The organism is Streptomyces sp. P9(2023) (genome assembly GCF_032436795.1).
Classification (GTDB): Bacteria; Actinomycetota; Actinomycetes; order Streptomycetales; family Streptomycetaceae; genus Streptomyces.
Genome location: NZ_JAUPWM010000007.1, coordinates 116,128 through 128,723, shown reverse-complemented (window position 1 = coordinate 128,723; position 12,596 = coordinate 116,128). Strand labels below are relative to the sequence as shown.

Sequence of the window (12,596 nt, the reverse complement as noted above, 5' to 3'; positions counted from 1 at the left end):
AAGCCCCCCGCTTCCGCGAGGGGCTTCTTCCGTCTGTGCGCCGCCAGGGACTCGAACCCCGGACCCGCTGATTAAGAGTCAGCTGCTCTAACCAACTGAGCTAGCGGCGCCTGCTGACAGAGAAAATACTACCTGGTCCTCCGGGGTGGTTCGGACCACCACCGCTGAGGACCAGGTCACACCCCTGCAAGGACACCCCTGAGCGCCCGCCGGGCCTCAGATCGCCAGCGAGAGCACCACCGGCGCCGCCCTGCGGTTCAGCGTGTCGGCCGCCGAGCGCAGCCGGTGCGCGTGCTCGATCGGCAGCGAGAGCGCCAGGCAGCCCACGGCCGCGCCGGCCGTCAGCGGGACCGCCGCGCAGACCGTTCCCACCGCGTACTCCTGGAGGTCGAGCACCGGGACCGTGGCCGGCTGGCTGTCCAGCTTGGAGAAGAGCACCCTCTCGTTGGTGATCGTCCGCGAGGTCAGCCGGGCGATCTTGTGGCGCGAGAGGTGGTCCCGGCGGCCGTTCTGGTCCAGCTGGGTCAGCAGGCACTTGCCGACCGCGCTGGCGTGCGCGGCCGACCGGAAGTCCACCCACTCGTTGACCTTGGGCGTGCGCGGCCCGTCGGCGAACTGGGTGATCTTCACCTCGCCGTCGATGTACCGGCTGATGTAGACCGCGGCGCCGACGGAGTCGCGCAGCTCGGTCAGCGTCTCCTGGAGCTTCTGCTCCAGGGCTTCGCGGCGGGTGAGGCCGGAGCCCAGGAGGACCAGGGAGTCTCCGATCACATAGGCGCCGTCGGCGACCTGCTCGACGTAACCCTCGCGGCGGAGCATCAGCAGCAGGGAGGACAGGTGGGCGACGGGCAGACCGGTCTCACGAGCGATCTGGACGTCCGTCACCCCGCCACCGTGCCGTGACACCGTCTCAAGGACGCGCAAGGCGTATTGCACCGAGTGGAACGGCGCAGTGGGCTCGGGCTTCAGCGCCACGGTTTCCCCCTACCAGGTTGTGACCGCAAGCTTCCGTACCACGATAGCCGTCAAGCTCCCTTTTCGGGGCGGCTGTTGGCGAGATTGATGCGGCGCCCCAGGGCCGTACGCTGGGGCGCGCCACCCTGGCATATGCCATGGTCACAGCACCTTGCGAGAGTCTGAGGTCAGAGCACCGCGCCGAGGAACTCACGGGTACGCGGATGCTCCGCGGCCGAGAAGATTTTTTCCGGAGAACCGGACTCGATCACCCGGCCCGCGTCGAACATCAGGACCTCGTCCGAGATGTCCCGGGCGAAATTCATCTCGTGCGTCACACAGATCATGGTGATGTCGGTCGTCGCCGCGATCTCCCGGAGCAGATCGAGGACGCCCGCCACCAGTTCCGGGTCGAGCGCGGAGGTCACCTCGTCGAGCAGGAGCACCTTCGGCTCCATCGCGAGCGCCCGCGCGATGGCGACCCGCTGCTGCTGCCCACCGGACAACTGCGCGGGCCTGGCCTCGCACTTGTCCGCCAGACCGACCATGTCGAGCAGCTCCCGCCCGCGCGCCTCGGCCTCCTCGCGGCTCTTCCCGAGCGTCCGGACGGGCGCCTCGGTGATGTTGCGCAGGACGGACATGTGGGGGAAGAGGTTGAAGTGCTGGAAGACCATTCCGATCTTCCGGCGTACCTCCCGGCGGTGCTTCTCGTCGGCCGGGTACAGCTTTCCGCCGTTGACCCGGATGGTGCCCGCGTCGGGCTTCTCCAAGGTCATCAGCAGCCGCAGGATCGTCGTCTTTCCGGAACCGGAGGGTCCGATCAGGGTGACGTGCTTGCCCGGACGGACGGTGAAGCTGAGGTCGTCGAGGACCGTCTGGTCCCCGAACCGCTTGGTGACGTTCTCGAATTGAATGAGGTGTTCAGTGGGCAAGGCGGCGCTCCAGAGTGCGGACGAGGAGGGAAGCGGGATACGCGATCAGGACAAAGGCCACCCCGACCACGGTCAGCGGCTCGGTGTACTGGAAGGTGGCGGCGGATTCCAGACGGGTCTGCTGGAGGAGTTCGAGCACACCGATTCCGGCCAGGATCGGGGTGTCCTTCAGCATCGCGATGACGTAGTTGCCGAGCGCGGGCGTGATCCGGCGCAGGGCCTGCGGCAGGATCACCGTCAGCCAGGTCCGGTGGCGCGGCAGGCTGAGCGCCTTCGCCGCCTCCCACTGCCCGACCGGTACGGCGTCGATGCCGGCCCGGTAGACCTGCGCGGTGTACGTCGAGTAGTGCAGCCCGATCGCGAGCGTGCCGGTCGTCAGGGCGGAAAACTGCACGCCCCACTCGGGCAGTACGAAGAAGAGGAAGAAGAGCTGCACGAGCAGCGGAGTCGTACGGACGAACTCGGTGACGGCGTGCACCGGCCAGCGCACGAACCGGCTGCGGGCCCGGAAGCCCAGCGCCCACACCAGACCGAGCGAGAACGAGATCAACGAGCCGAGCACGAGCACCTGCAGGGTGACGAGCACCCCGTCCCAGAAGCGCGGCAGGAAGTCCACCACCGCGGACCAGTCCCAGTTCACTTGGCCACCACCCCCAGGTTCGCCTTGGTACGCCTCTCCAGCGCCTTCATCGAGCGGGTGATCACCAGCGCGATCACGAAGTACACGACCAGCGTGACCGTGTAGATCCCGCCGCTCTCCTGGGTCGCGAGCCGCACCAGGTACGCGGCGAACGAGACGTCCCCGACGCCGAGCAGCGAGACCAGGGCGGTGCCCTTGAGCAGCTCGACGAGCAGGTTGCAGAAGGACGGGATCATCTCGGGCACGGCCTGCGGGAGCAGGACCAGCCGCAGCCGCTGCCAGGGCGAGAAGCTGAGCGCGATCCCCGCCTCGCGCTGCGCCTTCGGTACGGCGTTCAGGGCGCCGCGCACGATCTCGGCGCCGTACGCCCCGTACGACAGGCCGAGCGCGAGGATCGCCGCCCACATCGGGACCAGCTGCCAGCCGACCAGCGGCGGCAGCACGAAGAACAGCCAGAACATCAGGATCAGCGCGGACGTGCCGCGGAAGACCTCGGTGTAGAGCCCGGCCAGGAAGCGGACGGCGCGGGAGCGGTGGGTACGGGCGGTGCCGACTCCGAAGGCGACCACGGCGGCGAGCGCGGCGGAGGCGATCAGGAGCTGGAGGGTTGTCCAGATGCCGGGCAGGACCCAGTTCTGCCAGAGTCCTGCGGTCATCGGCACAGCTCCTCGGCGGTCAGCGTGGTCATCTCGGCCTCGGTGAAGCCGAAGCGCCGCAGGATCCGGAAGAGTTCGCCGCTCTTCTTCATACGGTGCAGCTCGGTGTTGAAGGCGTCCCGCAGGGCGGTGTCGGTGGGGCGGAAGGCGAAGCCGCCGCCGTCGACCTTCCGCCTGCCGTCGACGACGGCGGCGAAGGGCGCGGTGGCCTCGGCCCTGACGGACTTGCGGACCACCGAGCGGGCGGTCAGGGCCGTGCCGGCGAAGACGTCGACGCGGCCCGACTCGACGGCGTTCAGCCCGGCGACCTGGTCCTGAAGGATCACGATGTCCTTCTCCGGGTAGCCGGCGGCCACCGCGTACGCGATCTCGGCGTAGCCGCTGCCGGTCGCGAAGCGGGCCTTCGCGCGCACCACGTCCTCGTACGAGCGGAGGTTCTTCGGGTTGCCCTTGCGGACGATGAAGGAGTCGAGCATCTGGTACTCGGGGTCGGCGAAGACGACCTGGGCGCAGCGGTCCTTGTTGATGTACATCCCGGCCGAGACGACGTCGAACTGCTGCGAGCCGAGTCCGGGGATGAGCGAGGCGAAGTCGGTGGCGACGGGCTGGACGTCCTTGACGCCGAGCCGCCCGAAGATCACCCGGGCCAGCTCGGGGGCCTCGCCGGTGAAGGCGCCCTGCTCGTCGACGTAGCCGTACGGCACCTCGCCCGCGATGCCGAGGCGGACCGTGCCCTGGGATCTGAGCCGGCCGAGGGTGTCGCCGGAGGCGACGCGGGCGCACCCGGCCGCCGCGGTCGTGGCGGCGGCCGCCGTCCCCCACAGCACCGTCCGCCGTCGTATCTGGTTCGTTGATCGAGGCATGGGCGCGCGGCTACCCGAAGCCGAACGGCTCATTCCTGTGGATCGGCGGATTCGACCGGCGGAATAACCGGAGACCGCCTCCTGTTCTGCCTCGACGTACGTACGTCTTTGGGCAGAAGGGTCGGCACACGGTGAGCGACGCGATTCGGGGCACGGCACACGGGGACTCGCCCGTACCGCTGTCCGTACTGGACCTGGTGACCGTCGGCAGCGGCAGGACCGCGAGCCAGGCGCTGGCCACCAGCGTCGAGATCAGCAAGCTCGCCGAACGGCGCGGCTACCACCGCCACTGGGTCGCCGAGCACCACTCCATGCCCGGCGTCGCCTCCTCCTCACCGGCCGTGATCCTGGCCCACCTCGCCGCCCACACCGAGCGCATCCGGCTCGGTTCGGGCGGCGTCATGCTGCCCAACCACGCCCCGCTCGTGATCGCCGAGCAGTTCGGCACGCTGGAGGCCTTCGCCCCCGGCCGGGTCGACCTCGGCCTCGGCCGCGCCCCCGGCACGGACGGCCCGACGGCCGCGGCCCTCCGGCGGACCCGCACCCTGAACGAGGGCGCGGACGATTTTCCGCAGCAGCTGGCCGAGTTGACCCAGTTCCTGGACGACGACTTCCCCGACGGGCACCCGTACAGCAGGATCCACGCCGTGCCGGGCCCGGTTCAGGGTCCGTCCGGCCGGCCGCCGATCTGGCTGCTCGGCTCCTCCGGCTTCAGCGCGCGGCTCGCCGGTACGCTCGGCCTGCCGTTCGCCTTCGCCCACCACTTCTCCGCGCAGAACACGATCCCCGCGCTCGACCTCTACCGGGACTCCTTCCGCCCCTCGGAGATCCTCGACGCGCCGTACGCCGTCATCGGCGTCGCCGCGCTCGCGAACGAGGACGAGAAGGAGGCCCGCCGCCAGGTCCTCACCGGCGCGCTGTCGATGCTGCGGCTGCGCACCGGCCGTCCCGGCCTGATCCCGACGCCGGAGGAGGCGGAGGCGTACCCCTTCAGCCCGACGGAGCGGGAGTTCGTGGAGAGCTGGCTCGCGAACATCGTCTTCGGCACGCCGGACGAGGTACGGACGGGTCTGGACGACCTGCGCAAGCGGACCGGCGCCGACGAGCTGATGCTCACGGCCAACGCGCACGGCGGCGAAGCCCGGCTGCGCAGCTACGAGTTGATCGCGGACGCGTACGGAATGCCGGACGCGACCGAGTAGGCCACCGGGTTCACCGCACGCTCCGGGAGAGCGTTCCGTCCGGGCTGTACGCGCTGAACACGGGCGCGCCGTCGTCCGGGGCCGTTCCGCCTCCGGTGATCCACAGCCGGGACGGGGCGCCGGCCGGGCGCCAGACCGCGGCGTACCCGTCGGGGCCGGTGATGCGCACGTCGGCCTCGACGCCCCGGGGTGTGGGCGCGCTCCGGGTCGGCGACGCGAGCCCGGCGGCCGGCTTCCCGGGGGTGGGTTCGGCCGAACCCGAGGTCAGGGCGCCGACCGTGAGACCGCCCGCCCGCAGGCCACCAGCGCGACTCCGGCCCAGACGCCCTTCGGCACGGCCCCTCGACGCGCTCCTCGGCACGCCCCTCGACGCGCGCCGGGGCCGGTCGTCCATGTCGCCGTCGACCCGCGGCAGGGGCCGTGTCGACGTCACACCCCGGCCGCCATCACCCCACTCCGGCGCACTCGCCGAACGCGGCAGGAACTCCGTCGCCTCCGGGTCCCACACGGGGCCCTCCTCCCCGCCCACCGGGCCGCTCCCACGCACCGCCGCGACTCCTCGCCGTTCACTCCTGCAGGCCGCCGGGCACCCTGGACCACCGCGCCCCCAAGTGATCTCGATGACCGCTGCGCGGACACGGCGTCGAGTAAAACCTGGGTTTCCGGGGCGGGTTGGTTCACCCCGGAGCCACCGCCTCCGGCACCCCTAAGCGAGCCTTAAGTCGCTCGTCACCGATGGTTGCGAGGAGTCCCACCTTGTGCTGCACCGCTCTGACGAGGGTTTTCTTCCGTCAATTGGTCTAGTCCTCAATCTGGTTCAGACCATTGACGTGCCGATCGCGAAGGGGCTATCACTGCTCCAACCCGCCGTACCGCGTACCCCTCGTATCCCCCTCGGAGGCCGCACGTGCACCCCCGTAAGCCCTTGATAGCCGCGCTCGTGAGCACGGCCCTCGCCGCAGGCGCGCTCGCCGCGACCGTCGGACTCGGCTCCGCCTCGGCGGCCGGCGTCGGCGCCGGCGCCGACACCACCGCCACCGCAGCCGCGGCCGCCGACGGCAACGTCCGCATCGCGTACTACGACCAGTGGAGCGTGTACGGGAACGCCTTCTACCCCAAGCACCTCGACACCCGGGGCATCGCGAGCAAGCTGGACATCATCAACTACTCGTTCGGCAACATCCACCCCACCGAACTCACCTGTTTCGAGGCCAACAAGGCGGCCGGCGACGACGCCAACCCCAACGCCGGTGACGGCGCGGGCGACAGCTACGCCGACTACCAGAAGTCCTTCGGTGCGGCCGACAGTGTGGACGGCGTCGCCGACACGTGGAACCAGCCGATCGCGGGCGTCTTCAACCAGTTCAAGGAGCTGAAGGCGAAGTACCCGAACCTGAAGATCAACATCTCGCTGGGCGGCTGGACCTACTCCAAGTACTTCAGCGACGCGGCCAAGACCGACGCCTCCCGCAAGAAGCTCGTCGCCTCCTGCATCAAGCAGTACATCAAGGGCGACCTCCCGGTGGAGGGCGGATTCGGCGGCCCCGGCACCGCGGCCGGCATCTTCGACGGCATCGACATCGACTGGGAGTACCCCGGCTCGAAGGACGGCCACCTGGGCAACCGCTACAGCCCCGAGGACAAGCAGAACTTCACCCTCCTGCTCCAGGAGTTCCGCAAGCAGCTCGATGCCGAGGGTGCGGCCAACGGCGGCAAGAAGTACCTGCTGACCGCGGCCCTCCCGGCAGGCCAGGACAAGATCCAGTACATCGAGACGGACAAGATCGGCGCGTACCTCGACTACGCGAACATCATGACGTACGACATGCACGGCGCCTGGGACGGCGACGGGCCGACGTACCACCAGTCCCCGCTGTACTCCGGCTCGAACGACCCGACCGACCCGATCGCGCCGGGCACCGAGAAGTACTCGATCGACAACGCGATCGACTCCTGGATCGACGGCAAGCCGGCCTACGGCATCGCCGGCGGCTTCCCCGCCAACAAACTGACCCTCGGCTACGAGTTCTACTACCGCGGCTGGAAGGGCGTCCCGGCGGGCTCCGCCAACGGCCTCGCCCAGTCCGCGACCGGCGGCTCGGCCGCCCGCCCGCTCAGCCAGCAGGCCGGCATCGCCCACTACAAGGAGCTCGGCGGCGTCGTCGACAACGCGTCGACCACCTTCTGGGACGACCAGGCCAAGGCCTCGTACTTCTACAAGGACGGCGAGTTCTTCACCGGCCTGAACCAGCGCTCCATCCAGGCCCGGGTGGACTACGGCAAGCAGCGCGGCCTGGCCGGCGCGATGATGTACTCGCTCCTCGGCCTGGACAACAACATCACCCTGCTGAACCAGATCAACGACGCGCTCGGCGCCACCACCACCCCGCCGACCACGCCGCCCACCACCCCGCCCACGACGCCTCCGACCACCCCGCCCACGACCCCGCCGACCACCCCGCCCACGGGCTGCGGCTCGGTCCCGGCGTACGTCGCCGGCACGGTCTACACCGGCGGCAGCATCGTCTCCCACAACGGCCGCAAGTGGCTCGCCCAGTGGTGGACGCAGAACGAGACGCCGGGCACGACAGGTGAGTGGGGCGTCTGGAAGGACCAGGGCGCCTGTTAGCCCACCCCCCCACAGCTCGCGGGGAGCCCGCCGGCTCCCCGCTGAGCACAACACGACCACTGCCCCCGCCCGGAATGTCCCTCCGGCCGGGGGCAGTTCCATGCCCGTACGCGGCCTCTCACACGGGGAGCGGCGCCGCTCCGATCAACTCCGCGATACGGTCCGGGGCCACCGCCCGCGAGTACAGCCAGCCCTGCCCGGTGTCGCAGCCGATGCGTCGCAGCCGGGTCGCCTGCCCCGAGGTCTCCACACACTCGGCGGTGACGGTGAGACCGAGGCGGTGGGCGAGTTGGACCAGCGCCTCCACGATCAGCTCGTCCGCCGGATTGGCGTGCGCCTCGTCCTGGAAGCCGCGCACGAACGATCCGTCCAGCTTCAGGACCGAGACCGGCAGCCGGCTGAGGTACGCGAGGTTCGAGTACCCCGTCCCGAAGTCGTCGATGGCGATCCGTACGCCCATGTCGCTCAGCGCCTGGAGCGCCTGGAGCGGGCGGCCCGCCGAGCCCATCACCGCGGACTCGGTCAGCTCCAGCTGGAGCAGATGCGGCGCGAGACCGGTCTCCGCGAGGATGCCCGCCACGTCCGCCACCAGGTCGGAGTCCCAGACCTGCCGTACGGCCACGTTGACGCTGACGAACAGCGGCCGTTCGCGCGGATGGTCCTTCTGCCACTGCCGCGCCTGCCGACAGGCGGTCCGCAGCACCCACCGGCCCAGCTCGACGATCGAGCCGTCCTCCTCGGCGATCCCGACGAACCGATTCGGCGGAAGTGTCCCGAACTGCGGGTGGTTCCAGCGCACCAGCGCCTCCACCCCGTGCACCGCGCCGTCGGCGAGCCCGACCAGCGGCTGGTACTCCAGCGCGAACTCCCCGCGCTCCACGGCCGGTCGCAGCGTGGAGGAGAGCGCCTGCCGGGTCATCCGGTGGGCGTTGCGCTCGGGGTCGAAGAGGGTCCAGCGGGCCTTGCCGTCGGCCTTCGCCCAGTACAGCGTGGTGTCGGCGGCCTGCATCAGACCGGTCGCGGTCGTCCCGCGTGCGCCGCGCTCCACCACGCCGATCGAGGCCGAGACGGTGAGCCGCTGCCCGGCGAGGTCGAAGGGGCGCTGGAGCGCGCAGAGGACGGACTGGGCCAGATCCGCGAGCTGTTCGGTCCCGGTGGAGTCCTCGACGAGGATGGCGAACTCGTCGCCACCGAGCCGCGCGACCAGGTGCCCGCCGCTCCTGGTGTACCCGTCGTTGTCCGCACACTCCGTCAGCCGGGCGGCCACGGCGGCGAGAAGCCGGTCGCCGACCCGGTGCCCGAGGGTGTCGTTGACCGCCTTGAAGCCGTCGAGATCGAGGTAGCAGAGACCGATCCGCCCTGTTCCGCCATGCCCGTACGACTCGTAGGACTGATGCGACCGGTGTGACTGGTCGGACTGGGGGGACGGTCCGAGGTCGTCCTGCGCGGCCGCGGTCTCCAGGGCGACCGAGAGCCGCTCGAAGAAGAGCGTCCGGTTGGGCAGCCGGGTCACCGGGTCGTGCATCTGGAGGTGGCGCAGCCGCGCCTGGAGCTCGCGCCGGTCGCTGATGTCCGCGATGGAGAGCAGGACGCGGCCGCTGTCGGGCACGGGGGCGACGGTGACCTCGGCCCAGAGCGAGCGCCCGTCGGGGTGCTTGAGCCGCCGGGTGCAGCGGAAGCGGGAGCGCCGGCCGCCCAGCACCTCGCGGTACGCGTGCCAGGTGCGGCCGTCGGCGGCGAGGTCGACGAGGTCGGCGGCGGCCTGCTCGCGGAGCGCGGCGGCCTCGGTGCCGAAGAGCGTGCCGAGGGCGTCGTTGGCGGAGACGACGAGCCCGTCCTGGTCGACGACGGCCATGGCGAGCTGCGCGGCGCGGAACGCGGCCCGGTAGTCGCGGAGTTCGGCGTCGGAGGGGCAGCCGGGCTCGCGGGCGGGGCGCTCGGGATCGAGGCGGCCGGGCTCGGGATCGGGGCGGCCGGGATCGAGGTGTTCGGGGACGGGGCCCAGGCCGGGGCCGGGGTGGCCGTCCGAGTGGCCGTTGTGACGCTCCGTGATCATCGGCGCGGGCTCCCGTGCGGGCGAGAGCCGGGTGTGCACCGGTCCTTCGGGGGTTCCGCTCACCGCTCGCTCCCGTAAGTGCAGTCGGGCCGTACAGACGTGGTCGGGATGGTCGGCCAAGGAAAGTGTGCCGATCATAGGGGCACGCCTGGGGGTCGTTCCAGCTTCATGGGTGCCCTGTGGCCCGCAGGGGTGTCGAACCGCCCCCCGAGATGACCCGGCCGATCGTTTCTGCGCGGGTCTGACGCGGGTCGGTGACGGCCTGACCGATTGTGACGTTCCGTGAGCCGTTGACGGCTCGTGTCGCGTCGACGCCATGTCCCGCGCTCACCCGACTGGGGCAGCGGAAAAGTGCGAAACACCGCAAACCATCACAAGGTGGTTGAGGTATCCCGCATTCCGCAGCCGGAGGTCGACGTGAGGGGTCAGCAGCCACCCGGGGGAGTGGAACGCGCGCGGCTGCGCGCCTCCGCAGCGGCCTTCACCTCGCTCGTCGCGCTCGCCGCGACCGGGCTCGTCGCCGGCCCCGCCGTGGGCGCGCCGAGGGCGGGGCCGTGCGCCCTGCCCCGTACCGCCGCGCACCATTCGCTCGGCCTGGACACCTGGAACGGCGCGTACCCGAAGCCGGTCCGCTCCCTCGACGCGGTCATGGTCTTCCTGTCGTTCCCCGACTCCGAGCCGCTGACCACCCCCGACGAGCTGGCCGCCGACCACTTCCCCAGCACGAGCGACTTCTTCCGGCGCGCCTCGTACGGCAAATTCGCGCTCCGCGCGGACACCCGGGCGGAGTGGACCGAGATGCCGAAGACCTCGACGGCGTACGCGATACGGCGTGACTGGGACCCGGCGAAGCGGACGGCGTATCTGCGGGACGCGCTGGCGGCGGCGGACCGGAAGGTCGACTTCGCGCGGTACGACGTCGTCTACCTGGTCGCCGACCCGGACGCGCCGGGCGTGGACTCCGACGCCACCAAGGTGGTGAACCTGGAGCAGCCGCTCACGGTGGACGGCAAGGAAATCAAGCGGGTCGTCACCGTCTTCGAGCGGCATCCGCCGGACCGCAACGTCCTCGCCCACGAGACCGGGCACGTCTTCGACCTGCCGGACCTCTATCGGCGGCCGATGGACGGCAAGGGCGACTGGGACACCCATGTGGGGGACTGGGACGTCATGGGCAGCCAGTTCGGCCTCGCACCGGAGCCCTTCGGCTGGCACAAGTGGAAGCTGGGCTGGCTGGAGCGGCGCCAGGTGACCTGTGTGCAGGGGCCGGGCAGCCGGCTGTTCAGCCTGGAGCCGCTGGGGGCGGCACCGGTGGCCGGCGGCTCGGTCGGCACCCGGCTCGCGGTCGTACGGACGGGCCCGGGCACCGCGCTCGCGATCGAGGCGCGCGGTGCCACCGGCAACGACCAGGACACCTGCACGGAGGGTGTACTGATCTACCGCGTGCGGAACGAGGCGGCGTCCGGGGACGGCCCGATCGAGGTCGTGGACACCCATCCGAAGACCGAGGCCTGTTGGGACCGGTCGGTGTACCCGCCGCTGGCGGACGCGCCGCTGGGGGTGGGCGAGACGTTCACGGTGCCGGGGGAGGGCACGCGGGTGGAGGTCGCGGACCGGACGCGGGCGGGGGTGTGGACGGTGAAGGTGACGGTGCCGCCCCCGTCGCCGTAAGCGGTTGTCGATGGAATGTCGATGGAAACAAGAAGGCCCCTCGCTTTCGCGAGGGGCCTTCTTCGTCTGTGCGCCGCCAGGGACTCGAACCCCGGACCCGCTGATTAAGAGTCAGCTGCTCTAACCAACTGAGCTAGCGGCGCCTGCTGACGTCGTAGACCTTAGCATCCTGATCGGCGGGAGGAAAAATCGATATCCGCACGTCGGCGGCGGAGGCGGCGCGGACCGCCCGGACGCACGCCCAGAGCATGACCTCGGGGCCCGGCAGCCAGGGGTGCCGGGTGTCGGGGGCGACGACCCAGCGGGGGCCGGTGGCCGGGCCGGGCGTGAGCGGGGGGATCGTCACGGCGTCTCCGAGACCGTGGCAGAGCGGTGGCGGCACGGCCTCCCCCCACTCCTCCCAGTGCAGCAGGGCCGGTAACCGCTGGGCTGTGCCGGGCGCGGCGAACAGCAGCATCCGGCCCCGGTGGACGGCGACGGGCCCGGAGCCGGGGCCCTCCGCCCAGAGCCGGTCGAGCATCCGGCGCCCGAAGATCGAGTCCACGTTCACGACGTCGAAGGCCGTCCCGCAGGGGAGTGCGGCGGGGGCGGCGGGCCGGGCCTCCCACAGCGCGAGCGTGGAGGTCGGGGACGCGGCGGCGGAGGCGAGCCAGTCGGCACCGGCGGCGGTGACGTGCGCGGAGTGGTGGCGCCGGTCGTCGGGGTCCCGAAGGAATCGGAAGATGTCGTGCCGATCGCTCCGCCGCTCGTCGGTGTCGCTCTGGGCGGGGCTGAGGGGGGTCTCGTCTCGTGGCCATGCGCTGCTCATGAATCCAGATGTACTGGCAGTGACCATTTGGTTTCCGAGTGTTGCCGGAAACCCGGACAGGAGGGGTGCGGGGGGAGTATCTTTCGCCCCGGCATATGCCAGGCGCTGATGGCGGGGGCGTGGGCCGCGCATGCGCGGGCGCGGGGCGCGGGGCGCGCGTGCCCGGCGCGACCGGAGTCCGGGGG

The 12,596-nt window shown here is 70.9% G+C and carries 11 protein-coding genes and 2 tRNA genes; 3 read left to right on the top strand and 10 right to left on the bottom strand.

Going from position 1 to position 12,596, the window contains the following annotated elements; genetic code table 11:
- Positions 1 to 36: 36 nt before the first annotated feature.
- The 6 genes from Q5762_RS12885 to ehuB form a co-directional block, all read right to left on the bottom strand.
- A tRNA-Lys gene (locus tag Q5762_RS12885) sits at positions 37 to 110 on the bottom strand.
- A 106-nt stretch (positions 111 to 216) separates the two neighbouring features.
- Positions 217 to 975: an IclR family transcriptional regulator C-terminal domain-containing protein gene (locus Q5762_RS12880; protein ID WP_315892175.1), complete on the bottom strand. Its 759-nt coding sequence runs from the start codon at positions 973 to 975 to the stop codon at positions 217 to 219.
- A 167-nt stretch (positions 976 to 1,142) separates the two neighbouring features.
- Complete coding sequence (gene ehuA, locus Q5762_RS12875) at positions 1,143 to 1,886, bottom strand: ectoine/hydroxyectoine ABC transporter ATP-binding protein EhuA (protein ID WP_315892174.1); 744 nt, start codon at positions 1,884 to 1,886, stop codon at positions 1,143 to 1,145.
- On the bottom strand, positions 1,876 to 2,526 hold the full coding sequence (gene ehuD, locus Q5762_RS12870; RefSeq protein WP_315892173.1) for an ectoine/hydroxyectoine ABC transporter permease subunit EhuD: 651 nt from the start codon (positions 2,524 to 2,526) through the stop codon (positions 1,876 to 1,878). Before ehuD ends, ehuA begins: the two co-directional genes overlap by 11 nt.
- Positions 2,523 to 3,182 (bottom strand): ectoine/hydroxyectoine ABC transporter permease subunit EhuC, encoded by a 660-nt coding sequence (ehuC, locus tag Q5762_RS12865; RefSeq protein WP_315892172.1) that lies wholly within the window; start codon positions 3,180 to 3,182, stop codon positions 2,523 to 2,525. The genes ehuD and ehuC overlap by 4 nt, the downstream gene beginning before the upstream one ends.
- Positions 3,179 to 4,045, bottom strand: a complete 867-nt coding sequence (ehuB, locus tag Q5762_RS12860; RefSeq protein WP_315892171.1) for an ectoine/hydroxyectoine ABC transporter substrate-binding protein EhuB — start codon at positions 4,043 to 4,045, stop codon at positions 3,179 to 3,181. Before ehuB ends, ehuC begins: the two co-directional genes overlap by 4 nt.
- Positions 4,046 to 4,176: 131 nt before the next feature.
- Here ehuB and Q5762_RS12855 point away from each other — a divergent pair, with 131 nt between their 5' ends.
- The gene (locus Q5762_RS12855; RefSeq protein ID WP_315892170.1) at positions 4,177 to 5,247 is read left to right on the top strand and encodes an LLM class flavin-dependent oxidoreductase; all 1,071 of its coding nucleotides are present in this window, start codon (positions 4,177 to 4,179) and stop codon (positions 5,245 to 5,247) included.
- Between the two features lie 10 nt (positions 5,248 to 5,257).
- On the opposite strand, the gene Q5762_RS12850 is transcribed toward Q5762_RS12855, so the two are convergent.
- Positions 5,258 to 5,794: a hypothetical protein gene (locus tag Q5762_RS12850; protein ID WP_315892169.1), complete on the bottom strand. Its 537-nt coding sequence runs from the start codon at positions 5,792 to 5,794 to the stop codon at positions 5,258 to 5,260.
- 360 nt (positions 5,795 to 6,154) lie between these two features.
- Between Q5762_RS12850 and Q5762_RS12845 the strand changes: the two genes are divergently transcribed.
- The gene (locus tag Q5762_RS12845) at positions 6,155 to 7,876 is read left to right on the top strand and encodes a glycosyl hydrolase family 18 protein (protein WP_315892168.1); all 1,722 of its coding nucleotides are present in this window, start codon (positions 6,155 to 6,157) and stop codon (positions 7,874 to 7,876) included.
- A gap of 118 nt (positions 7,877 to 7,994) precedes the next feature.
- On the opposite strand, the gene Q5762_RS12840 is transcribed toward Q5762_RS12845, so the two are convergent.
- On the bottom strand, positions 7,995 to 9,995 hold the full coding sequence (locus tag Q5762_RS12840) for a putative bifunctional diguanylate cyclase/phosphodiesterase (RefSeq protein WP_399495023.1): 2,001 nt from the start codon (positions 9,993 to 9,995) through the stop codon (positions 7,995 to 7,997).
- Between the two features lie 354 nt (positions 9,996 to 10,349).
- Between Q5762_RS12840 and Q5762_RS12835 the strand changes: the two genes are divergently transcribed.
- Positions 10,350 to 11,603: a M6 family metalloprotease domain-containing protein gene (locus Q5762_RS12835; protein WP_315892324.1), complete on the top strand. Its 1,254-nt coding sequence runs from the start codon at positions 10,350 to 10,352 to the stop codon at positions 11,601 to 11,603.
- 69 nt (positions 11,604 to 11,672) lie between these two features.
- Here the strand turns inward: Q5762_RS12835 and Q5762_RS12830 are convergent.
- A tRNA-Lys gene (locus tag Q5762_RS12830) sits at positions 11,673 to 11,746 on the bottom strand.
- Positions 11,737 to 12,411: a bifunctional DNA primase/polymerase gene (locus tag Q5762_RS12825; protein WP_315892166.1), complete on the bottom strand. Its 675-nt coding sequence runs from the start codon at positions 12,409 to 12,411 to the stop codon at positions 11,737 to 11,739. Before Q5762_RS12825 ends, Q5762_RS12830 begins: the two co-directional genes overlap by 10 nt.
- Positions 12,412 to 12,596 lie beyond the last annotated feature (185 nt).